General features: G+C 39.7%; 25 protein-coding genes. 1 reads left to right on the top strand and 24 read right to left on the bottom strand.

Features of this window, described 5'->3' with window-relative positions; genetic code table 11:
• Nucleotides 1-164: 164 nt before the first annotated feature.
• The 15 genes from HCB49_RS03055 to HCB49_RS02985 all read right to left on the bottom strand — a co-directional run bounded on the left by HCB49_RS03055 (nucleotide 165) and on the right by HCB49_RS02985 (nucleotide 11,153).
• Nucleotides 165-764 carry a PP2C family serine/threonine-protein phosphatase gene (locus HCB49_RS03055; protein ID WP_185604076.1) on the bottom strand — a complete coding sequence of 200 codons (600 nt, stop codon included), beginning with the start codon at nucleotides 762-764 and terminating at the stop codon, nucleotides 165-167.
• A complete protein-coding gene (gene sigB / locus HCB49_RS03050; RefSeq protein WP_003721462.1) occupies nucleotides 765-1,544 on the bottom strand; it encodes an RNA polymerase sigma factor SigB in 780 nt (259 codons plus the stop codon).
• Nucleotides 1,522-1,995: an anti-sigma B factor RsbW gene (rsbW, locus tag HCB49_RS03045; RefSeq protein WP_003721461.1), complete on the bottom strand. Its 474-nt coding sequence runs from the start codon at nucleotides 1,993-1,995 to the stop codon at nucleotides 1,522-1,524. The genes sigB and rsbW overlap by 23 nt, the downstream gene beginning before the upstream one ends.
• Nucleotides 1,979-2,323, bottom strand: a complete 345-nt coding sequence (rsbV, locus tag HCB49_RS03040; protein WP_003721460.1) for an anti sigma b factor antagonist RsbV — start codon at nucleotides 2,321-2,323, stop codon at nucleotides 1,979-1,981. Before rsbV ends, rsbW begins: the two co-directional genes overlap by 17 nt.
• A 149-nt stretch (nucleotides 2,324-2,472) precedes the next feature.
• Complete coding sequence (locus HCB49_RS03035; RefSeq protein WP_008947278.1) at nucleotides 2,473-3,477, bottom strand: PP2C family protein-serine/threonine phosphatase; 1,005 nt, start codon at nucleotides 3,475-3,477, stop codon at nucleotides 2,473-2,475.
• Between the two features lie 16 nt (nucleotides 3,478-3,493).
• On the bottom strand, nucleotides 3,494-3,904 hold the full coding sequence (locus HCB49_RS03030) for an anti-sigma regulatory factor (RefSeq protein WP_003738506.1): 411 nt from the start codon (nucleotides 3,902-3,904) through the stop codon (nucleotides 3,494-3,496).
• Nucleotides 3,905-3,906: 2 nt separating this feature from the next.
• Nucleotides 3,907-4,263 carry an RsbT antagonist protein RsbS gene (gene rsbS / locus HCB49_RS03025; protein ID WP_003721457.1) on the bottom strand — a complete coding sequence of 119 codons (357 nt, stop codon included), beginning with the start codon at nucleotides 4,261-4,263 and terminating at the stop codon, nucleotides 3,907-3,909.
• Nucleotides 4,264-4,268: 5 nt separating this feature from the next.
• A complete protein-coding gene (gene rsbRA / locus HCB49_RS03020) occupies nucleotides 4,269-5,105 on the bottom strand; it encodes an RsbT co-antagonist protein RsbRA (RefSeq protein ID WP_008947277.1) in 837 nt (278 codons plus the stop codon).
• 247 nt (nucleotides 5,106-5,352) lie between these two features.
• Entirely contained in the window at nucleotides 5,353-5,700 is a 348-nt protein-coding gene (locus tag HCB49_RS03015; protein ID WP_031695189.1) for a type II toxin-antitoxin system PemK/MazF family toxin, read from the bottom strand.
• Nucleotides 5,701-5,703: 3 nt separating this feature from the next.
• On the bottom strand, nucleotides 5,704-5,982 hold the full coding sequence (locus tag HCB49_RS03010; protein WP_003761302.1) for a CopG family ribbon-helix-helix protein: 279 nt from the start codon (nucleotides 5,980-5,982) through the stop codon (nucleotides 5,704-5,706).
• A 206-nt stretch (nucleotides 5,983-6,188) separates the two neighbouring features.
• Nucleotides 6,189-7,295 (bottom strand): alanine racemase, encoded by a 1,107-nt coding sequence (gene alr / locus HCB49_RS03005; protein ID WP_185604075.1) that lies wholly within the window; start codon nucleotides 7,293-7,295, stop codon nucleotides 6,189-6,191.
• Between the two features lie 18 nt (nucleotides 7,296-7,313).
• Nucleotides 7,314-7,670, bottom strand: coding sequence for a holo-ACP synthase (gene acpS, locus HCB49_RS03000; RefSeq protein WP_185604074.1), 357 nt, complete (start codon nucleotides 7,668-7,670; stop codon nucleotides 7,314-7,316).
• 1 nt (nucleotide 7,671) lies between these two features.
• On the bottom strand, nucleotides 7,672-9,051 hold the full coding sequence (hemG, locus tag HCB49_RS02995) for a protoporphyrinogen oxidase (protein ID WP_185604073.1): 1,380 nt from the start codon (nucleotides 9,049-9,051) through the stop codon (nucleotides 7,672-7,674).
• A 151-nt stretch (nucleotides 9,052-9,202) separates the two neighbouring features.
• Entirely contained in the window at nucleotides 9,203-10,678 is a 1,476-nt protein-coding gene (locus HCB49_RS02990; RefSeq protein WP_185604072.1) for a PH domain-containing protein, read from the bottom strand.
• A complete protein-coding gene (locus tag HCB49_RS02985) occupies nucleotides 10,671-11,153 on the bottom strand; it encodes a PH domain-containing protein (protein ID WP_008947272.1) in 483 nt (160 codons plus the stop codon). The genes HCB49_RS02990 and HCB49_RS02985 overlap by 8 nt, the downstream gene beginning before the upstream one ends.
• 135 nt (nucleotides 11,154-11,288) lie before the next feature.
• Between HCB49_RS02985 and HCB49_RS02980 the strand changes: the two genes are divergently transcribed.
• A complete protein-coding gene (locus tag HCB49_RS02980) occupies nucleotides 11,289-11,765 on the top strand; it encodes a hypothetical protein (protein WP_185604071.1) in 477 nt (158 codons plus the stop codon).
• Nucleotides 11,766-11,807: 42 nt separating this feature from the next.
• Here HCB49_RS02980 and HCB49_RS02975 read toward each other — a convergent pair whose 3' ends face one another.
• The 9 genes from HCB49_RS02975 to HCB49_RS02935 all read right to left on the bottom strand — a co-directional run bounded on the left by HCB49_RS02975 (nucleotide 11,808) and on the right by HCB49_RS02935 (nucleotide 21,219).
• Nucleotides 11,808-13,196 carry a collagen binding domain-containing protein gene (locus HCB49_RS02975; RefSeq protein WP_185604070.1) on the bottom strand — a complete coding sequence of 463 codons (1,389 nt, stop codon included), beginning with the start codon at nucleotides 13,194-13,196 and terminating at the stop codon, nucleotides 11,808-11,810.
• Nucleotides 13,197-13,313: 117 nt separating this feature from the next.
• Nucleotides 13,314-14,081 carry a sugar phosphate isomerase/epimerase family protein gene (locus HCB49_RS02970; protein WP_185604069.1) on the bottom strand — a complete coding sequence of 256 codons (768 nt, stop codon included), beginning with the start codon at nucleotides 14,079-14,081 and terminating at the stop codon, nucleotides 13,314-13,316.
• Between the two features lie 17 nt (nucleotides 14,082-14,098).
• The gene (locus HCB49_RS02965) at nucleotides 14,099-15,052 is read right to left on the bottom strand and encodes an aldo/keto reductase (protein ID WP_185604068.1); all 954 of its coding nucleotides are present in this window, start codon (nucleotides 15,050-15,052) and stop codon (nucleotides 14,099-14,101) included.
• Nucleotides 15,052-15,780, bottom strand: coding sequence for a glucosamine-6-phosphate deaminase (locus HCB49_RS02960; protein WP_185556808.1), 729 nt, complete (start codon nucleotides 15,778-15,780; stop codon nucleotides 15,052-15,054). Before HCB49_RS02960 ends, HCB49_RS02965 begins: the two co-directional genes overlap by 1 nt.
• Nucleotides 15,781-15,801: 21 nt before the next feature.
• On the bottom strand, nucleotides 15,802-17,127 hold the full coding sequence (locus HCB49_RS02955; RefSeq protein WP_008947266.1) for a PTS sugar transporter subunit IIC: 1,326 nt from the start codon (nucleotides 17,125-17,127) through the stop codon (nucleotides 15,802-15,804).
• Nucleotides 17,128-17,146: 19 nt separating this feature from the next.
• Nucleotides 17,147-17,482: a PTS sugar transporter subunit IIB gene (locus tag HCB49_RS02950; protein WP_008947265.1), complete on the bottom strand. Its 336-nt coding sequence runs from the start codon at nucleotides 17,480-17,482 to the stop codon at nucleotides 17,147-17,149.
• Nucleotides 17,483-17,812, bottom strand: a complete 330-nt coding sequence (locus HCB49_RS02945; RefSeq protein ID WP_185604067.1) for a PTS lactose/cellobiose transporter subunit IIA — start codon at nucleotides 17,810-17,812, stop codon at nucleotides 17,483-17,485. It lies immediately after the preceding gene.
• Nucleotides 17,813-17,826: 14 nt separating this feature from the next.
• On the bottom strand, nucleotides 17,827-19,845 hold the full coding sequence (locus HCB49_RS02940) for a BglG family transcription antiterminator (RefSeq protein WP_185604066.1): 2,019 nt from the start codon (nucleotides 19,843-19,845) through the stop codon (nucleotides 17,827-17,829).
• Nucleotides 19,846-20,052: 207 nt separating this feature from the next.
• The gene (locus HCB49_RS02935) at nucleotides 20,053-21,219 is read right to left on the bottom strand and encodes an MFS transporter (protein ID WP_185604065.1); all 1,167 of its coding nucleotides are present in this window, start codon (nucleotides 21,217-21,219) and stop codon (nucleotides 20,053-20,055) included.
• Nucleotides 21,220-21,265: the final 46 nt, after the last annotated feature.

The following is a 21,265-nucleotide window of genomic DNA, read 5'->3' as shown; positions in this document are numbered from 1 at the left end:
AAACGCAAAGCAATTTGGCTTCACGCTTACTAAGTGACATTTATCACATAATTAAGTATAAAAAACTAGCGCTCTATTCTAATATACCATAAATAGCCCCCGTTCTCACACCGAATATGAAAAAAACACCTTTCAAACAATTACTAGTTTAAAAGGTGTTATTATTATTCTGGAAATTTGCCAATCATGAACGTTACATCATCGGTTGGAATATCTAATATATTGCGTTCAATTAAATGCCCGATTTTCACTACGCAAAGTGGCGATTCGAGGCTTTTTCGAACACGGGATAAAACAAGACCATCTGAGTGCATCAAAAACTTACTGCCCGGTTTATATTTAAACGATTGCAACCGATACTTCTGTTTTCTACCTGATAAAAAACCAGAGCCAGAAAGTGGGAAGATAAGTTTGTCTTCTATACCAATCATATAAAAACGAATATTACCCATGCCGGTATAATGAAGTGTTTTCGTTAAGTAATCGCCTTTAATAATGGCAACTGCCGCCCCACGCAATCCAGAGACAGCCTGGTTCGCTTTTTCAAGCATATCTGTAATATCTGCATGGATATCTTCTTTGATGGCGTCAACGGTCGCTTTGGCCGCTCTATTAGCTTCGATCCCGCTTCCAAGCCCATCCGAAAGCACATACAGAAAACCATTTTTGTCCTCATGGGTATAATAAACATCCCCGCAGTATTGTTGTAATGCTTTAGAACGTTGAAATACAAATAAATTATTTGATTCAACCGCCTTGTTCATTTACTCCACTTCCTCATTCTGCAACGCCTCTCGAAGTTTTTTAATAGCTTGACGTTGGATTCTAGACACATGCATTTGTGATATATCGAGTAGTTCACCCGTTTCTTTTTGACTGCGATTTTCAATGAAGGTGTATTGCAAAATCTTCTGTTCTCGCTCATCTAAAACAGGGAGAACTTTCTCTAAAAGCATACGTTGATTCACACGTTCAAATCCATCATCCGTACCACCAACAACATCAAGTAACGTAATGGTACTTCCATCCGAATCAGCTTCAATCGAATGATCTACAGAAAGCGCTTGGTAGCTTTTCCCCATCTCCATTGCTTCTAAAACTTCTTCTTCCGTGACACCGATGAAATCAGCAATGTCGCTAATTTGCGGTGAGCTTTGTAGTTCTCTCGTTAGCTCTTCTACCGCATTTTTAATTTTTGGACCTAGTTCTTTGATTCGGCGTGGCACGTGCACACTCCACGTTTTATCACGTAAAAATCGTTTAATTTCACCAACAATAGTTGGCACAGCAAATGCTTCAAAACTTTTTCCAAACGTTGCATCATATCTTCTAATAGCTCCAAGTAAACCAATATTCCCCACTTGAACTAAATCTTCATGAAAAGATTTACCTTGGGAATATTTGCGGGCAATGGATTCTACTAAATTTTTGTAATGAACAACTAAATTATACTGGGCATCTTGGTCGCCATTTTCTTGGTAAGCGGCAATCCAAATATAGACTTTTTCTTTGGCTTCTTTATCAGGTTGAGATACTTTTGGCATTCTCCTCCACCTGCTTTTCATTAATATATTTGGTCATTACGACAGAAACCCCTTCATCGTAATAAAGTTTCACGTCATCCATTAATGTTTCAATTAAAAATAAACCTAGCCCTCCGATACGCATCATCTCCGCATCTTCACCCACATCATATGGGCCAATTTCTTGTTTACGGGTCTCTAGGTCGAAGCTTGTGCCGTTATCGGAAACACGAACTTCTAGCTTATCTTCATAAATAAGATATTCAACTGTGATTTCACCATCTTCTTCGCCTTTAAATGCATGCTTTACGGAATTAGTGATGGCTTCACTGACAGCTATTTTCAAATCTTCAATTGCTTCATAAGAAAATCCTGCGCGACTTGCAATTCCTGATAATGAAAGTCTACCTAAACTTACATATTCAGGCTTGGCAGGAAGTTGTAATGTAATTTTGTCATGCATTGTTGCCATTCATTTCACCCTCTACATTTTTGATTTCGATGATATCTGACAATCCTGTAATTTCAAACAATCGGAAAAGTCGATCGCTTAAACCAAACAAGACAAGTTCACTTTGGCGTTGACGTAAGCTTTTGAAAGCTCCTACAAATACGCCTAATCCGGTGCTATCCATGTAACTCACTTCTGTTAAATCGATTCGAAGTACAATACCCTCTTTTACTTGATATACTTCTAGTGCTTCTTTTACCTTTGGCGCTGTATAAGCATCGATCTCCCCAGCAACAAATATGTCTATGTGGTCAGTATCACGTTCTTTTATTTCTATACTAATATTCATCACTTCACCCCATCTAATTTTAAGTATACTGTCGATTTTACCCTAACAAATAAAATTAAAACATTCAAAAATAAAAACGCTCCACCCTTTAAATACGTTTACTCACCAGTAAATGTTCTCCAAAGAATGAGGTACGTCTTCACTTCTTCTTATTTAGTTCGTTTGATACAAATAAGCGTAAAGTCATCATGCAACTCAAAGTTTTGCATTTTGACTAATTGATCATAAATCGCATGTACCATTTTTTCAGCTGATAAAGAAATATGCGCTGCTATGATTTCTGTTAACTCTTCTCGTTCAATAAAGCCATTTGCCGTTCTTGTTTCTGTTACACCATCTGACATAATAAATACGGCATCGCCCACTTCAATTTTCTTGTCAAATTGACGATAGACGGCGTTTTTATCCACACCCAGCGGTAAACCTTTGGCATATAAATCAGAAAAAGTGTTTTCTTTATGTTGGTAATATAAGCCCAACTCATGTCCGGCTGAACCGTATTCAAACAAATGTGTGTCTTCGTGATAAAGCCCGTAAAACATCGTAATAAACATATTGTCGTTAATGTTTTCTTCTGCTACTTGGTTCAGCGATTCGAGCACGATAGATGGTTTTCTATCGTCTCCAGTCATCCCAGCTAATGCATATTTGATCATCGAAATACTAAATGCAGCTGGAATTCCTTTACCAATAACATCTGCCAGTGCGATACCAATTTGTTTGTCACCTTCTTCTGTAAAGCTATAATAGTCCCCGCTCATTTGTCTGGCTGCGACACTGATAACCCCAAAATCAAGTTCGTCATGTTCTGGTACTTCTGTTTTCATTAACGTTTTTTGCATATCTTCTGCTTGAGCGATTTCACTACGTAGTTCTTTTTGCTCGGTTCTTAGACTAAGATGTTCCATATAAGCTAAGCCGTAGCCTACCATCATTTCAAGTAGTACATCAAATGATAATCGTACAAAGTCCGGCAACTGTTTTCCGTATAGTTCAAGAACCGAGCGATGCAAATGGACAATTTCTTCTGGTGATACTCGCTCTTCCATAGCTTCTCTGGATAATTTTTCGCAAGTATAAAGAATTTCTTCGTCTTGATGTTCTAAATATTGAATAAGAATATCACGGTATTTTCCCTCAAAAGCTTTTTCCATTTTTTTCTAGCTCTCCTTACCGAACCCATTTCGTTGTTGTAATTACCGTTCCTTTAGAATCGCCTTCAATACTGGATTCAATATCAAAACTGTCCATTAAACGTTTGACTCCTGGGAGACCTGCTCCAAGACCGCCCGAAGTTGTATAACCATCTTGCATTACTTTTCTAATGTCTACAATTCCTGGGCCTTTATCTTTGGCAACAATAATCATACCTTGCTTGCCAGACTCACTTACTTTTTCGATACAGATTTCTCCTCGTCCAGCATAGAGGAAAATATTTCTTGCTAATTCACTGATGGCAGTTGTAATTCTTGCTTGGTCAACTGTTCCAAAGCCAATTTCTTTGGATATTTTTCTACCTAGTTGCCTTGCAGCTACAATGTCCCATTCATTAATTATCTTTACGCAGGATTGGAATGTCATGTTCATTCCCCCAATTCCTGTTTAAGTTTTTCCAGGCCACTTTCAAGGTCCATCGCCGAAAGTACTCCACTAAACGTAATTCCGAGTTCAATTAGTGTAATCGCAACTGCCGGCTGTATCCCAGTTACAACCACTTTTGCACCCATCAGTTTAGACATACTCACTACGTCTCCAAGAATTTTTGCAATAAAGGAATCAATAAAATCGATGGAAGTTATATCAATGACTACTCCTCTGGCCGACGTTTCATGGATTTTTGCAAGTAAATCTTCCTGGAATTCTACCGCAGTATGATCATCTAATTCACTCTGGATAGAAATTAATAAACATTCACCTAACTTTAAGATTGGTATCCCCACAGTATTCACCCCTCTTTTTCTACTATCTCTCTGTTCGTCAAGGCTAGCGCACGCTCCATGCCTTTTTTCATTGTGTTGGTCGTGATAATTTGATCTAATTCAATTCCCAAGTTAACGATTGTTTGCGCGATTTCTGGTCTAATACCTACAAGCATTGCCTGACAGCCGACAAGTCTAACTGCTTCGGACGCTTGAATGATATGGTGCGCAACCATTGTATCAACAACAGGAACTCCCGTAATATCAATCAAAACCACTTCTGACCGATTTTTTACAACACCTATTAACAAGTTTTCTATGATTAACTTCGCTCTTTCTGTGTCAATCGTTCCAATTAGAGGCATTACAGAAATTTTTTCAAATATTGGCAAAAGTGGTGCGGATAATTCCTGTAGTGCACTTTTTTGGATAGAAACTGTCTTTTCCCACGTATCCGCGTAGGCAGTGACCACTTTGTTATACATGGAGGAAAGCCATGTTTCAAAGCGATAATAGGCATCGTCTTCTGGTTTTTCTTCTCTCTTTAAGAATAAATCTTCGTCTCTCATTGCTGTATATACTAAAAGCCCAAACACTCGTAGGCCTGTGGTGACAAAATGGATTGGCCAACCTAAGTGGACCACTTTTTCTGCAAAATCATCTAGTTTTTCATTGAATTTAGAGCCGTTTTCAGTAACATTAGAAACAATTAAATCAACAAATTCTTTGCTGGTTTCTTCATACATTGCTTCTTTGGCGATGTCATTGATTAGCCGATCTGATTGTTTCTCCATTTCATTCATCCAGTCGTTTAGTAAATCTGCCTTATTTGTACGGATGAAGTTTGCAAAATCTTTATACATCAGTTATTTTCCAACCTTTCTCCACTATTAACCAAATTTTCTCTTTTACTCTGTTTTGATTAACTACCTTTCGAAAAAAAGACATTAGAAACAAATTTAGCGAGTAAGTTGATACGCGTTGTTTGTAGGTTTCTGATGTCCTTACTGTTTCGTCAGAGCAGTTAATTATGTCATTATGTATTGAGTTATTATTACGTCAGACCCTTTTGCCCTGCATTCATCATTGTATGTTATTTTTTAGGATGGATTAAAATTCTACTACTCCTAGACTGACCTCAAGTGCCTTGTTTACCTTGGCCATTAACTCTTCGTCCAAATGTGTAATTTTATCTGTCAGGCGCTGTTTGTCAATCGTTCTAATTTGTTCCAAAAGAATGACAGAGTCTCTTTCAAATCCATCTTTACGAGTAGCTTCCACGTGTGTTGGCAACTTCGCTTTTTGAATTTTTGCAGTTATTGCTGCCACGATCACAGTTGGACTGAATCTATTACCAATATCATTTTGAATGATGAGAACAGGCCGTATTCCCCCTTGCTCGCTTCCGACCACGGGGGAAAGGTCCGCGTAGTATACGTCACCACGCTTCACCATCAGCCATTAACCTCCTAAAATACTAATATTCCTGTCTTCTGCCTCTGCTTCGACATGGGTACACTCGCATGCGATAGCGAAATTAATTGTCGCCATTTCTGCATAACCGCGCTCCATCTCGTCTCTTAATTCGCGAGCCCTTTTCTCCTGTAAAAATTGTTGCGTTGCTTCCATTATAACTTCACTCCGCCCCATTTTTTCTTTTTCTACAACTACGTCGAGTTCTTGTACCATTTCCTGTGTCAGTTCTACGGATATTATCATCCGCTTTTCTTTCTCTAACACGTGTCACACCCCCAAAGCCTCGTACCTGTAAGTAACAACTATATCGTACCATTATCACGCCATGAAGAAAAGAGTTATTTCGCTTTTTATTGTTAAGAATGTTACAGTCCTGATTGACGTTACTCCCTTAAGTCCTATATATAGCTATAAAGTTTCATATGTTAGATTATAAACGCTTCTCCGCAAAAAAGCACGAATATTACCTTCTAATGGATGTATTTCCTTGGTATTCTTTCGGTTAACAAACAAGTAACTTCATAATTAATGGTATCTAAATATTCTGCTGCATCATCTGCTGTTATCGTGTTTCCATGATCTACGCCAATTATCGTTACTTTTGAACCAGTTTGAAATTCGTGTGGTAGTTTGATGATTGTTTGGTCCATGCAAACTCTTCCGATGATGGGAGCTAGTTGTCCGTCTACTAAAACGTGGAATCCACTGTAATGGCGAATAAGTCCGTCTGCGTAGCCAATTGGTAAAGTAGCAACCCACTCTCTTTCTGTCGCTGTATAGGTTGCGCCGTAGCTAACACTATCACCTGGCGCGAGTTCTTTCACGTGCACCATTTCGGTATAAAGGGCTAGCGCAGGTTTCAGCTCGAATGGCAAACTAGTTTTAATTTCCGGTGAAGGTGTTAAACCATACATCGAAATCCCAAAGCGAATCGCATCAAATCCAATTTGCGGCTGTAGTAATGAAGCAGCTGAATTGGCAGTATGAACGATGGCTGGGCGTGTGGCTAAACTTGTTAAAATTGCTGTGAAGTTAGCTAATTGTTGTTCGAAATAGCTTGTTTCTAGTTGGTCTGCTGTCGCAAAATGTGTGTAGATACCTTCTAATTGTAGTTGCTTATTTTTAGCAATTTTCGTTTCGATGCGTTGCGCTTCTTCCGTACTGCGAATCCCAAGACGCCCCATACCACTGTCTACTTTCAAATGAATCCTAAGTGGCGCTTCTAATACGAGGTCATCCAACCAGTCTTCTCGGAAAACGGTGAGTGCAATTTGATTTTTCGCTGCAAGGTTTGCATCTTCTTTTTTTGTTGCGCCGAGTACGAGAATAAAGTCGTCTTGAAAGCCAGCTTCTCTCAGGGCAATCGCCTCATCTAAAATAGCAACACAAAAACCTTTAGCGCCTGCTTCTTTCGCCGTTTTGGCTACTTCAATAATACCGTGACCATAAGCATTAGCTTTTACAACGGCCCATAAAGCGACATTTTCTGGTAGTTGCTTTTGTTCATTTTTTATATTTTCGCGAATTGCTGCGCGGTCTATTTCAATCCATGTCGGACGATGCCAGCCTGTCACCATGATCGTTCACGTTCCTTTCTATATTTCAATTATCACTTGCGCTGCGGCTGATCTGGCTGTGTGGGTAATACTTACAAAAACATTTTCGCCCGGTTTGGCTGGCAAAGTAACATGTGGTCGCCCATCCTCTACTTGCAAAATTTCCACATCAGTAAAACTTAAATGTTTCCCAAAACCAGTTCCATTTGCTTTGGCATACGCTTCCTTGGCAGCAAAACGACCAGCTAAAAATTCGATTTTGCGGCCACCTTCGTATTTTTCATATTGGTTAATTTCTTTTTCAGTTAAAACGCGCTCGATAAAACGTGGATTCTTTTCCACCACCTGTTTTACGCGGTCTAAATCAATCATATCTAGCCCAATTCCTTTAATCATGTTACACCTCTTCCAAGTAGTCTGCTAATTCAGTAACAGCCGTCTGTGCTCCCGCGATACAGTCTGGGATTCCGACGCCTTCGTAACTCATTCCGGCAAAATAAACGCCCGGATAATCTGTCTGGATATTCTTTTTCAATTGTTTTAAACGGTCTTGATGGTTGACTAAGTATTGCGGCATCGCTGATTTCATTCGGCTCACTTCATAAAAAAGTGGCGCGGCATGGAGGTCCATTATTTCCGCATAATCCGACAAAACAGCTGTGACGATGGCTTCATCGCTTGCTTGTTCTAACCATGTTTCACCAGCTTTACCTACAAAACCGCGTAGCAACATTTTATCTTTCGGCACCATGTGTGGCCATTTTTTCTGAACCCATGTGCAGGCTGTTGTTTTATATGGCGCAGTTCGAGCCACTAAATAGCCTGTTCCATCTGGCAAAATCGGCACATCTTTTTCGTTGTATGCTAGCGAAACGGTCGCGAGTGTCGTTAGTGGTTGTCGCGCAAACGGTTCGGTAGTTGTTTCTGCTAGTAAATGGATTAACGCATCATGGGTAGCAGCAATAATCACGCCATCTGCGGTCATTTTATCTCCATCAGCGAAGGCAATTTCATAGGAACTATTCTTTCTCGTGATTTCCGTTGCTTGTTTCGCTGTGTGCAAATTTTCTGGCGGCAGCGCGTCCGCAATCGCTTTTGGCAACGTATCTAGTCCACCTTCTAATGTTCGAAAAGCACCAATTGTCGCCTTTGTTCCTGTCGTTTGCATGCTGCTTTCTTGCAAGCCGTCCATCAGATTGCCGTACTTTTTAACGGCCTGTTCAAACTGTGGAAAAGTGGCACGCAAACTCATTTTATAAATATCACCCGCGTAAATTCCTGATAATAGCGGTTCGATAATTGTTTTCACTAATTCTTTACCGAAACGTGCTTCAAAAAAATCGCCAAGTGCTTGATCATTTGGTTGATTGTTTGGTTCGATCGTTGGTTCTTGCAATGCCCGCGCTTTGCCAATTTCTGATACGAGTGTGCTTGCAAGCAAGGCCTGTTTATCAGTTGGGATTCCCATTACTGAGCCCTCTGGAATAGGATGGAGCGCTTTTTGATGATAAATGTACGACCTTCCCGTCGCGTTAGCAATTAGTTTATCCTCAAGACCTAAATCCTTCACTAATCCTACACCAGCTGGTTTTCTAGCTAAAAAGGAATCCGGCCCTTTTTCAATTAAAAATCCGTCACGCTTTACCGTTTCGAATTTCCCGCCTAATTTTTCGTCTTTTTCTACTAATTCCCAAGTATAATTCGGATGTGTTTTTTGTAGTTCATACGCTGCTGCAAGCCCCGATAGGCCGCCTCCGATAATGACTATATGTTTCACTACTTAACCAATCCTCTCTAACAATTGCTTCGTTTATTCTATCTATTTTACCAGATTTCCACGTAATTGAACAAAAAATAAAAGAACATCCATCCGCGAAAAATCGTGCGCTTAATTCAGCAGATTTTTCGCGAGTGGTATGCTCTCTTTTTTAATTGCTTGTTTCGGACGGGCTGTACCAGTTGTAGATGGCGATAGCTTGGTCTTGGTGTATGTAGCGAACGTAGGCCTCGGCGCTCGTACTTCCGGATTTAAGCCAAACATTTAAGTGGCTGGATTTGCCCTTTTCCATCCAAATGCTCTGTCTTAACCGCAAGCCCTGGATTCGTTCTTTGCGGATGATGTGCGTTAATTTGGAAAAAATCGGCCGCGACTGGACGAGAAGTGTGTGGTTGTCTGTGAAAACACCTGTCGCGCGGTAGCTGGCTATTGCTTTTATTCCCGCTAAAACTGGCAAAATGATGCTAATTAAGCCGAATGGGAAAAATAATATACTAGCTATAACGGCCGGGATAATTGTCCAGATTAAGTAAATTCGTAAAAATCTGCGCAAACTGATTTTTGGTGCACGTTCCATTGTTTCCATTTCGAATAAATAATCTGGTAGCATTTCTTTTAAGGTTTGTAGGGCTAATTCTTTTTTCATAATTGGTAAAAGTAAAATGTCGCCGGACTGTTTTTCATCGCCTGAGTTTCCAGCAGTTATCACTTTGACCGCAACTAAACCGAGCATTTGACGTAAAGGAGATTCGATAATCGTAATCCCTTGAATACGAGCTAATGAAATTGTTGTGTGATTACGTTCTAACAGCCCTTTTTCCACTACAAGTGAATTGGGATATTTCATCAATTTGAACTGGAAATATTTGAACAAAGTCGTCACAATCGAAATGCCCCATAATACTAAAAGAATGAGGACAATTAAAACGATGAGCACGATGATGCCCATTTTCCAAAGTTGTTCGGCTTGCGCTTCCATCCAGTCGGTCGGGATAACTTCACGGAATTGTTGCATGAACGCAAGGACGATTATAAGTGTACCGAAAACGCCGCCGGATGTGACGGCCATTAAAATCAGTTGTTTTGTTTGGAGCATGACAGTTTTTTCTGGTGCTTCGACTACTTCAACTGCTGGTTCCTCAGTTTCTGGTGTGACTTCCTGAATGGCTGCTTTTTTGCCGTCGCGTAAGTCTTTTAATTCATCAACCACACCAACAGGCACAGCAACTAGGTCGGCTTCTGCTTTCCCTTTTCCGCCTGCTGTTTCAATTAAAACTTGGCAGACATTAAATGGGATGAAGAAAAACCACTGCTTTTTTTGGACGGTTTGAATGCGTTCGTAAGGTATGTATGTGTTTTTCCGGAAAATCAAACCGTATTTAATACGAATCCCTTGGTCTTCTAGTGTGTATTTATATGTAATGTATTTTAAAATGGCTGGGGTTAAAATGAGCAAAATAACGACAGCAATAATCAAATATACCGCCCAGTTTGGCAAGTAACCGTTGCTATTAATTGCTCGAAAAACCGAAAATAAGCCGACAACGATTGGGACGATATTGCGTCTTACGTTCGTAATTATTTCTTTAATGAGGGCGATTGGATGGAGGCGTCTTTCTTCAAACATCTTCTTTCGCCACCTTCACAAGTTCAAGAATATGATGTCTAAGTTCATCCGACTCTGACTCGTTTACCGCTTCAATTTTATGTGTTCTTGCTGCTGTTGTAATCGATAAAGAAACTAATTTTTGTCTTCTAAGTAGTGGGCCTTGCTCTGTTTCCACGTGTTGAATGCGAATCATCGGAATTAAGACACGACTTCTAAAAATAATACCGTGCTGAATTTCCATTTCGTCTGGTTTAATCTGATAGCTCCAACGTGCAAAACGAAACGGAATAATGAATAAGTAGATAAATACAGCATAGATAGCGGTCAAACCAAAGCCAATCGCGCTCCACCAAACCGAAACTTCTGCATAATACAAAATAATCGCTGCTGCAACCGAACAAAGCAGAAACACTAAGACCGCAATTCCCTCTGTTTGCCGCCAAACTGTTTTAATTTTCTCCGGTAATTTCTTTTCTAAATTTTCAAGTTCCATTGCTCTACTCCTTTTTTCTTTTTATCTTACGTTAATAATTACTAAAATGGAAGCGATCTTTTTTAAAAGTATCATGTTTTATTCATAGTTTGTTCATATTTGTTTTTTATAATGTAACAAGAAGGGGTGAGAATAATGAAGAAAAAAGGTTATATTCTAGTAATAATTGCGCTTTTGTCGCTTACATTAAACTGGCTTCCAGAAATAGCCCACGCACAAAAAGAAGCTACTGGAACCACTTATACAACAGCAACGACGAGCGAATTAATGGAAATGTTTCTCCCTTATTCTATTCAAGATCCTTATATCGAAACGACGAAAAATAGCGCGGAATTAATGTTTGTAACCGAAACCGCAGCAACGATTACCGCCAAAATCAATAATCAAACGCAAACAATTGCTGGTAGCACTGAAAACCACCAATTTACTTTAGATAATTTGCAACCTGGCAATAATTTAGTTACGATTACCGCGACAACGGCCGACGGAAAGGCTGAAAGCAAAACTATCACGATTAACCTTCCGGAAAAGCCAAAGAAAGGCTCGAAAACATTTCATGACTCTTCTAAAAATCAAATGATGACGCAGCGAAAAAAAGGTCATCTTTTATAAAAAAACAGGAAGCGCGAGTTTTACTCTAGCGCTTCCTGTTTTTTAATTCCTACGTCCAAATGTAAAACCAAGTGCAATCAAGCTTAACCCTGTCACAAATGGAATAACCGGACTAGTGTCCCCCGTATGTGGCAATGTACCTGTCGCACCCCCGCTCACTAAACCATCTACTCTCGTTGTGCTTGTCACTTTTTGCACTGGTGGGACAGTGATTTTTGATAACAATGTTTTTTCAATCGTTAATTGCAGTTTTTGCCCTGTTTGTAATGTGTCAGATGTAAGATTATTCCAGTCTTTTATTTCTGAAACGGTGACATCGAATTTTTTCGCTACACCTGGTAATGTATCGCCACTTTTCACTTTATAAATAACTTTGATTTTGCCGTTTTGTTCGGAATCTTTGACAACTTCCAGTGGGCCAAAGTCTGTTTCCACTGTTTTTTCAATCGGTTGCTTTTCGGCTGGGATGAATGGTGGTTCTTCTTTGACTGGTGGTGCAGTTCCTGACCCTTGCCCGCCACTGCTGTAATCATTAACCGTCGCGTTTCTCGAAACTGGATCTAAATTGTCACCAGAAAGAGTTGCTTTATTCGTATAGCTTTTTTGTTTTGTCGTAATTTTCGTATCATAAGTAATGACGACAGATTGATTGTTTAATGTTCCGATAGATAGTTCAAAATTACGGTCGGGATCCAGCGCAATCGGTTGGATATTTGTCTTGATAACTTTTTTATTGGCATCGCGGTATTTGATTGTTGCACTGCCAATCAGATTTTGACCTGAACCGAGTGTATCGGTATAAATCGCATTATCAATTGGTGTCAATGCATTATTCAGAGTAACAGTCCAATGTAAAATGCTGTTGTCCTTATCATCCATTCGCCCTTGTTTAAAAACAATTGTTGGGGAACCTGTTCCGCCACCAGTATTCACTTTGCCAATAAAGGCATTTATCGTTTCGGTCGTATTGTTCACAGGAAAAAGAATCGGATTCACTTGATCTGTTTGAATATTTTTGCTGTTAAACGTTGCGTTGTAATAAAGGCTACCACTTAAATCTGTATGTGTATTAACGTAATCGGTAAATGTCAAGGTGATAGTTCCCGTTGTTGGGTCAATTGTTGCATTGGCGATAGTGTTTCCCGCAGCATCATCTACAGGAAATCCGCCAAAATTAATCAATTTCAGCTGGTTGGGAATGGTTAATGTCATGGTTTCTCCGCTTGTAACTGGCTGTGTAATCACAAAATCATATGCCACTCGCACCCTACTATTTTCTTTAAAATTGGTTGCTGGTACCCCGTTTTGATTTTGTAAAGATACATTTGTAAAGAAACTGCTCCCATAATCTGTTGCAGCTTCTGCTTTTGGACTTAAAAATCCACTTGCAATTAAAAGTAGAATTGCAAAAATCAGCCATCTTTTTTTCATTTGTTTCATTCCCCCTTAAAACATCTACCTTTATAGTTCCCACAACATGCTTGTTAAAAACGGTACAAAGATTTTTGCGCACAAAAAAACGCCAGAATAATTCTGACGTTTCTTTTTTTATAGATGTAATAAGTAGTGATAACTAGCTTCTAACGTCTCAAACATATCGCGTTTGGATCTATCTTGCTCGATGCAGTAGTATTCGACGCCGTTTGTTTCGCCCCATTCAATAATAGCGCGGAAATCCACTTCGCCTTCACCCATTTCGACCAAATTATTATCCATATCTTCTAGTTCAAATCCGCTTACAAAGTCTTTCATATGAACAATCGGTGCGCGACCACTATAACGCTTGATAAATTCGGCCTCATCATGCCCAGCCGCTCTTATCCAGTAAGTGTCCGGTTCGGCATAAATACAAATACCATTAACTGGATCCGTAATAAAATCCATCACTCTGCGCCCATTAATACATTCATTGAAATCATATTCCGGATTGTGTAAGCCGATGCGAAAACCAAGTGCATGGAGCTTTTCTGCCGCAGTAATTAACGCAGCTTTTGTTGCCGTGTAGCCCGCTGTTGTTTGGTCCTCTTCTTCGATATATTTATCAAAAACAGTTTTACAATCGAAGTAATAGGCTTCTTCAATAATTCCGTCCAAATCATTCATAAAACGATCATGCTTAATGTGCATGCCAATCACTTTTAACTCATATTTTTGCAGTAAACGGCGCACCTCTGCAGGGTCATTGCCGCGCATACCATCGAGTTGTACATAACGAAAGCCGATTTCATGAATTTTCCGGAGCGTGCCTTCTAAGTCGCGCTCCATTTCTTTTCGAACAGAATAAAGTTGGACTGCTATTTTTTCTCTAATATCCATTTTTTCTCCGCCTTTCCTTATGCCTTTAAATCCAGCCAATCAACCTCAGACTCTGTTAACTTAATTCCGGCTGCTGAAACAGAAGATTGAAGTTCTGTAGCATTTTCTGGTCCGATGACTGCGGCTGTTGGGAAAGATTGCGTTAAAACATAAGCAAGCGAAATTTGAATCGGCGAACAGCCTTTTTTCTTAGCAAGTTGCTTCGCGCGGCTGTAACGTTCCCAGTTCGCCTCACTATAATACACTTCCACCATTTCCGTATCGCTCGTATCTTCCTCGGAAAATCTACCTGAGAAAAATCCACCTGCTTGTGATGACCAAGAAAACAGCGGCAACCCAGTCGCCTCGTGCCAGCGAATCATCTCTTCATTTGCCGAAACACAATTTTCCCAGCGTGGTCGATTCACTTTTGCCAAACTAAAATTAGGGCTGTTGAAACTTAATGACGTCAAACCGTGGCTAACCGCATATTCATTCGCTTCGATAATCCGCGGTAGCTCCCAGTTTGAAAGTCCAATCGCATAAACACGGCCATCCTCGACTTCTTTATGCATCGCTTCCATGATAGCTCCCACTTCCACTTCTGGATTATCACGATGCAAGGCAAAAAGCTCCACATGATCGGTTTTTAATGTATCTAAACTAACAGAAATATCTTCATGGATAGCTTCTGGAGTGACACGCGGCACGTCGCTCGCTTCCCGTACCGGATGTCCACCTTTCGTTTGGATAATCACGCTATCACGGTTGCCTCGCGCTTCCATCCATGTACCAATCGCTTTTTCGCTATGACGATAATGACGCGCCGTATCAAAAATATTTCCACCCATTTCGAAATATTGATCCAACACCGGACCAGCAAAATCCATGTTATCTGCCCGTAAAAAATCTCCAGCTCCCATCACTAAATTAGAGCAAGCTATCTCGATTTTTTGACCATTTTTCCGACCTTGAACAATAATCTTTTCCATTACACTTCCACCCCACTCGCTGCTATTTTATCAACTACAAGCGTCGTATTTGCTTCTTTTACAAGTGTTGCCGGAATCGCTACAGTTGGTTCTTTTTCCACCACTTGTTTCACGATATCGATTTTTTTCTCGCCTGTTGCAACTAAATAAATCTCTTTTGCTGCTAAAATTTGTTGCATTCCGAGTGAAATTCCGTGTGTTAAAGGCAAATCAGTATCGAAATATTTACTCATAACGCGTTTCGTTACATCATCCAGTTCCACAACATGGCAGTTCACATCCACGGGCACAAATGGCTCATTAAAGCCAATATGACCATTAAGCCCAATCCCAAGCAAGATAAAGTCCATTCCACCACGTTCGTCGATAAATGCATCCACACGAGCACATTCATCCGTCAAACTCGTTGCCTTGCCATCAAAAAAGCAAATTTGTTCACTAGAGACATTTTTTAATCGGTCGAAAAACGCATCATACAACGTTTGGATACAGCTACCTTTTGTTTCGCGTCCTAAGCCAATCCACTCGTCCAAGCCAACAAATTGTGTTTGACTGAAATCTACTTCACCAGCTTGATTGGCTTTAATGAGCGCTTCTATCGTCAGTAAAGGCGTATCCCCACCAGCAATACAAATTAAGCTCGCCGGTTTTTCCTTTACTAATTCAATAATTCTTTGGCTAACCGTTTCCGCCACGACTTGCTCATTTTCATTAATAACTAGTTTCATTTTTAAATCAACCTTTCTCTATTAGAAATCCAAGTCCAGTGCATCATGTGCTGCTTGGCGTTCTGATACAACTGTTTCCTCTTTGATTAAGCTCTTTTCATACATTTTAAAGAATGGGTAGTACATACAAACAGCTGCCGCAAGAACGACGATAATTAAAATAATTGCGCGCCAGTCCATTGTCGCCAAATACTGTGCAAGCGGAATCGGTGTGCCGCCAACATTCGCAATCGGTGGACGAACCCAACCAAAGTGGAACACAAACCATTGCCCTACTGCTAAAATTGGCGTTCCAAGTACGAACGGAATAAATAAATATGGGTTAAAACAGATTGGTAAACCGAATACAACTGGTTCGGAAATCGTGAAAATTGCTGGAACGACGGATACTTTTCCGACCGCTTTTAGTTCTCTTGATTTACTGAATAGCGCGAGGATAACTAGCGCACCTGTAATACCAGACCCAGAGAAGCCCATGAAGTAATCCCAGAAGTTTGGTGCAAATACGTGAGGAATTGGTTCTCCCGCCGCATAAGCCGCTGCGTTTGCTCCTAAATATTGTGTCATAAATGGAAGTACAAAGCCAATCAAAATCGCATAACCATTTAGACCGATAAACCAGAATAGCATTTCCAAGAAACAAATGAGGAAAACTGCATAAGGCGTATCAATACTATTAATCGCTGGAGCTAGCATTGTCGTAAAGGCTTCCGGAATAATTTGCCCACTTGTGACACTTTGCATTAAAATACTTAAACCAACCGCACTGAACAGTAATACCACAAGCGGAATAATAGCTTCAAACGTCGTCGCAATCCCGGCCGGTAAACCTTTAATACGAATAGTAATATTTTTTCTAATAAATAAACCGATAAGTTCTACAGAAATAAGTGCTGCGAAAATAGCGATAAATAGTCCCCTAGAATCTAGGAATTCCGTATTAAGAACGCCGTCAACCATTTTCGTATTAAGGATTAGCGTTACCATGACAGCAGCCATGACACTATGTAACACAGGGACTTTCATTTGTTTCGCATGGCTGTAAGAAATCGTTATTGCTGCATAAATCGATAGTAGTCCAAACGTAAATTGAAATGGTAAATTGAGTGCTGCTGCATTTTGAACAAAGAATTCTTTGACAACAGAACCCGCCGGAAACATATTCCCAATTGCGGAAATAATCAGCGAGAATGACCCAATAATTAGTACCGAGATCAAAGCAATCATCCCATTTTTTATTGAGGAAATATGGCGTTGCTTTTCAATTCTAGCTGCGACAGGCTCAAAATACTTCTCCATAAAAGCGATAAAACGGTTCATAAAAGATTGTTTGTTTTTACTCGACATGTTGTTTCCCTCCACTTTTTTATTTGTTCATTTTAAGGATAATCGCGTCTTTTAAAATGTTTGCGCCATTGACTGTGCCGTAATCTTTCGTATCGATGACTTGAATTGGCTTATTATATTCCGCCGCGATTTCGCTTAAATGTTTTAATTGGTGTTTAATTTGAGGTCCGACTAAAATAACGTCGAAATCTTCAATATGCTCGCGTAATTCTCCTGCTGGATGCGCTTCAATTTTCACATCCGTATTCGTCAATTTTTCACTATTTTGGGCAATTTCTTTCATTTTTGTGACCATTACCCCTGTAGATGCGCCTAAGTTACATACTAAAAGTACATGTAATTGATTGATTTCCATTTACTTTTCCTCCTCTTTTCTTAATGTTTTCATCTCTTGATGCATTTCGATCATTTCACGAATTAAAGTCGATGCTAAAATCGTGTTCATTAATGTATCTTGCGCGTGTACAAGTAAAACGGAAAAATTGGCTTGTTCCCCTCTTGTTTCTTGAATCAGCATTTCCGTCTGTACTTTGTGCGCTTCAATCATAAGATCGTCTGCTTCTTTCAAAAGTTGTGCTACTAATTCTGAATCTGATTCTTTTGCGGCTTGTAATGCTTCTATTAATTTTGAAAATGAATCCCCCGCTAGTGAAATTAATGAAAACGATATTTTTTCTATGTCCATTATGAATCCCTCTCTCATTCAAAGATAGCTGACTTAACGTAATGATAAATATCACGTTTTGAGCTAGCCATTTTAATTTTTTGCATTTTTTCTTCGTCCAGCGCTAATTTCATTAATTGTTCCACGATTAAATGCGCTTCTTTCGTTTTTAAAGCCAGGGTGAAAATGACATGAACCGGCTCCTCGTACCTATCAAAAAACATGATACCGTCCTCAATGATCGTCACTCCAATGCCATCCATCAAAACACCATCACTTGCACCCGCATGCGCAATTACTACGCCCGGCGCAACGACCATATACGGCCCATACACTTTTAAATTGTGAATGATTTTTTCATGATAACTTGGCTCAATCACATCTAATTGCTCCATGCGTTTCGTTCCAAGTTTTATCGCTTTCCGCCACGTCGAGCACGTTTCTTCCATAACAATAGCTTCTTCTGTAAATTGAAACGGCGGAATAAGCCGCTTTGGTGTTTCTCCTTCATCCGATATAAGCGCTTCCAATAAATCGAATTCTAACTTGCTTAAATTATTGATTTGCGTATTTTCACCAATAATCGCTAAAATCTTACTAAACTTATTAATAATCTGCTTATCACTTTTGACAAGTTTCATCCGTAAATGCTTTTGCAGTAATTCCATATCTTCTTTTTGCAAATAACTGTGAATTCGGAGTACCTTAGAATCTTGCATATCCGGCAAATCCACGGTACTAATGACAAAATCAAAATCGTTCATCATGGCGCGCTTGAACTTCCGGAGGCCAATCGTCTGAATCGACTCAAACTCAAACATTCGCTTCAACTGAATGGCAATCATTTTTGAAACCGCCACACCTTCTGGACAAATAATCAACAAGTTCGGTTTCATTTCGACCGTTTGCTTATTGCGCTGAACCTCCGACGCAAAGTATATCGCTAAAAATGAAATTTCCTGCGAGCTGACTGAAATTGGGAGTAGCGGTTTTAAAGCTTCCAGGCTTTCCTTCACGCGCATAAAAATTTCGCGATTATCACGCATAAATTCATTAAAAATCGGATTTTCAATAATAACCCCTGCCCGAACACGCCGAATCATCAACTTAATATGCGCCTTGATTTGCGTATAAAAATCCGTATCCCCGTGCACAAAATCCACTTGATAAATTTCGCCCATTTTTTCGCAAATACCAGTCACAAACGCTTCAATAACCGCTTCATCCTCGCGCCCATATTGGTATTGTTTCAGCGATCCAATAATCGTTTCTAGCGCCTTATCGAGCTCATCAACTGCCACAAAATCTGCTGTAAACTGAAAATCCACTTTTGCCTCATGCTGTTTCAATAAAATCGCAATTAACGTTAAATAAAGCTGCTCATCCATCGCGCGCGTCATATTCTCCTCAACTGAATGCGCCTCACGATTCACTTCCTGCAAAACTTCCATTTCAAAAAGATTATAAAAAAATAACTCGCCTTTTTTAGATAAGCTGTTTTCCGAATCTAAAAACTGATAAAATTCGCGGATATTAATAAAACGTAAGAAACTCCTAGCAAAAAGCGATGTTTTCGTAATTAAATTACCAGTCACTAGAAAACCATGCCTCGGCTGATGCGATAAATCTAAATTATTTAAAAAAAGTTCTCCTTCAATCGCACGTAAATGATTTAACACAGAGGATCTTGAAATAAAAAGAACTTCTTCAAAATAAGTAACCGGGAGCACTTCTTCACTCAGAAGCAGTTTTAGAAGTAAAAATTGTTGCACTTCTTCTTGGCTGTAACGATATTTTTTCGGCGTGATTTGTTGTTTGAATTTACTCACGACCGGGTTTACGACATTCTTTTCCGGAAGTAGCACCCCTTTCCTCGTATGTCTGATAAGAGCTGGTAACGTTTGCTCATGGAGAAAAATATCGATTTTTTCCAAACTATAACGAACACTGCGCTCAGAACAACCAAGCGAGCTAGAAATATAACCAATATTTTTAAAATCTTCCTGCTCCATAAGAAAATCTAAAATTTGAATACACTGCTGATTTAGTTTCATCAGGTATCACTCCTCTTTCTAAATTCAATTTATCATTTTCATGATAGGGCTTACAATAAGCTATATAGCTATTTTTGTCAGACACGTAGGGACAAAAAAACTACCCATTTTACTATAACTGGAAAAAAACCTTGCCGGAATAGGTCGGAGCTACTGAAAGCACAAAAAAAGCCTTCTACATTCACTGTAAAAGGCCTATTATTTGAACTATTTATCTTTTTTCATATAGAAAGTTAAAATAATTGCGATGAAAACCATTAAAAATCCGACAATCGGCGTATAACTCAAACCAATATACTCTGTCACTAAACCACCAATAAATGCGCCTAGTGCAATCCCAACATTGAAAGCCGAAATATTAAGCGCCGAAGCCATGCTCACCGTTTCCGGCAAATATCGCTCCGCCAATTGCACAACATAAAGCTGCAAACCAGACACATTCATAAACGCAAAAAAGCCCATCAACATAATAGTAATTAATCCCAAAATCGCATTTCCTGAAGTAAATTGAAGTAATAATAACGTAATTCCTTGCAAACTAAACATCACAAAAAGTGCCTTAGCCGGACGCTCATTCGCAAAATGCCCACCAATCGTATTCCCAATCGCAACCATCACGCCATAAACAATCAGCAAAATAACAATCATACTCGTCGAATAACCCATTTCGCTAAACAGCGGCGATAAATACGTATAAACCACAAAAGTACCACCATAACCAAACGCCGTCATGAGTAACACCATCACGATTTTTTTATTAACTAACAATTGCCCAATCGATTTAAACGAAATGCTCTTACCATTCGATAAATTTTTCGGCACAAGGAAAAAGTTAGCAATAATCGCAATCACACCAATCGCAACAATAAACAGAAACGACATCCGCCAGCCAAAAAGTTGACCAATAAACGTCCCAAGTGGCACCCCTGTTACAGTCGCCACCGTAAGTCCCGTAAACATCACCGCAATCGCACTAGCTCGTTTGCTCGGATGAACCACATCTGCCGCGATAACAGAAGCAATCGACATAAATACGCCGTGCGCAAAAGCCGCAACTACACGCCCGCTAAGAAGCATTCCAAAACTCACAGCAAATGCCGAGACAAGATTCCCAATCAGAAACACAAGCATTACTAATAATAACAAATTTTTACGGTTCATCTTCGCCGTCATCGTTGTTAAAACCGGCGCCCCAACCATCACACCAAGCGCATAAATCGATACAGTCAAACCAGCCGTACTAATCGACACTCCCATACTAGAAGAAATCAGCGGAAGTAGCCCCACACTAATAAATTCCGTTGAACCAATCCCAAACGCACTAATTGCTAGCGCTAAAAGCGTCAAATTAGGATTTACTTTTTTCATATCCACTTTATTTCCCCCCTAAAAAATTGCAAATTGTTTCGTTCTGTTATAC

It is taken from the genome of Listeria cossartiae subsp. cayugensis, assembly GCF_014229095.1.
GTDB lineage: Bacteria > Bacillota > Bacilli > Lactobacillales > Listeriaceae > Listeria > Listeria cayugensis.
Note: the sequence above shows the minus strand (reverse complement) of the source record. Positions and strands in the feature narration are given on the sequence as shown.

Bases quoted from the DNA above. Each gene is read 5' to 3' on its own strand.
- HCB49_RS02980 (WP_185604071.1), top strand. From the start codon at position 11,289: ATGAAGAAAAAAGGTTATATTCTAGTAATAATTGCGCTTTTGTCGCTT.
- HCB49_RS02945 (WP_185604067.1), bottom strand. From the start codon at position 17,812: ATGGACATAGAAAAAATATCGTTTTCATTAATTTCACTAGCGGGGGAT.
- rsbW (WP_003721461.1), bottom strand. From the start codon at position 1,995: ATGGCAACAATGCATGACAAAATTACATTACAACTTCCTGCCAAGCCT.
- HCB49_RS02970 (WP_185604069.1), bottom strand. From the start codon at position 14,081: ATGGATATTAGAGAAAAAATAGCAGTCCAACTTTATTCTGTTCGAAAA.
- HCB49_RS02960 (WP_185556808.1), bottom strand. From the start codon at position 15,780: ATGAAACTAGTTATTAATGAAAATGAGCAAGTCGTGGCGGAAACGGTT.
- alr (WP_185604075.1), bottom strand. From the start codon at position 7,295: ATGGTGACAGGCTGGCATCGTCCGACATGGATTGAAATAGACCGCGCA.
- sigB (WP_003721462.1), bottom strand. From the start codon at position 1,544: ATGCCAAAAGTATCTCAACCTGATAAAGAAGCCAAAGAAAAAGTCTAT.
- HCB49_RS02985 (WP_008947272.1), bottom strand. From the start codon at position 11,153: ATGGAACTTGAAAATTTAGAAAAGAAATTACCGGAGAAAATTAAAACA.
- HCB49_RS02990 (WP_185604072.1), bottom strand. From the start codon at position 10,678: ATGTTTGAAGAAAGACGCCTCCATCCAATCGCCCTCATTAAAGAAATA.
- HCB49_RS02955 (WP_008947266.1), bottom strand. From the start codon at position 17,127: ATGTCGAGTAAAAACAAACAATCTTTTATGAACCGTTTTATCGCTTTT.
- HCB49_RS02940 (WP_185604066.1), bottom strand. From the start codon at position 19,845: ATGAAACTAAATCAGCAGTGTATTCAAATTTTAGATTTTCTTATGGAG.
- rsbV (WP_003721460.1), bottom strand. From the start codon at position 2,323: ATGAATATTAGTATAGAAATAAAAGAACGTGATACTGACCACATAGAC.
- rsbRA (WP_008947277.1), bottom strand. From the start codon at position 5,105: ATGTATAAAGATTTTGCAAACTTCATCCGTACAAATAAGGCAGATTTA.
- HCB49_RS03030 (WP_003738506.1), bottom strand. From the start codon at position 3,904: ATGACATTCCAATCCTGCGTAAAGATAATTAATGAATGGGACATTGTA.
- HCB49_RS02975 (WP_185604070.1), bottom strand. From the start codon at position 13,196: ATGAAAAAAAGATGGCTGATTTTTGCAATTCTACTTTTAATTGCAAGT.
- HCB49_RS03035 (WP_008947278.1), bottom strand. From the start codon at position 3,477: ATGGAAAAAGCTTTTGAGGGAAAATACCGTGATATTCTTATTCAATAT.
- HCB49_RS03055 (WP_185604076.1), bottom strand. From the start codon at position 764: ATGAACAAGGCGGTTGAATCAAATAATTTATTTGTATTTCAACGTTCT.
- HCB49_RS02950 (WP_008947265.1), bottom strand. From the start codon at position 17,482: ATGGAAATCAATCAATTACATGTACTTTTAGTATGTAACTTAGGCGCA.
- HCB49_RS02965 (WP_185604068.1), bottom strand. From the start codon at position 15,052: ATGGAAAAGATTATTGTTCAAGGTCGGAAAAATGGTCAAAAAATCGAG.
- acpS (WP_185604074.1), bottom strand. From the start codon at position 7,670: ATGATTAAAGGAATTGGGCTAGATATGATTGATTTAGACCGCGTAAAA.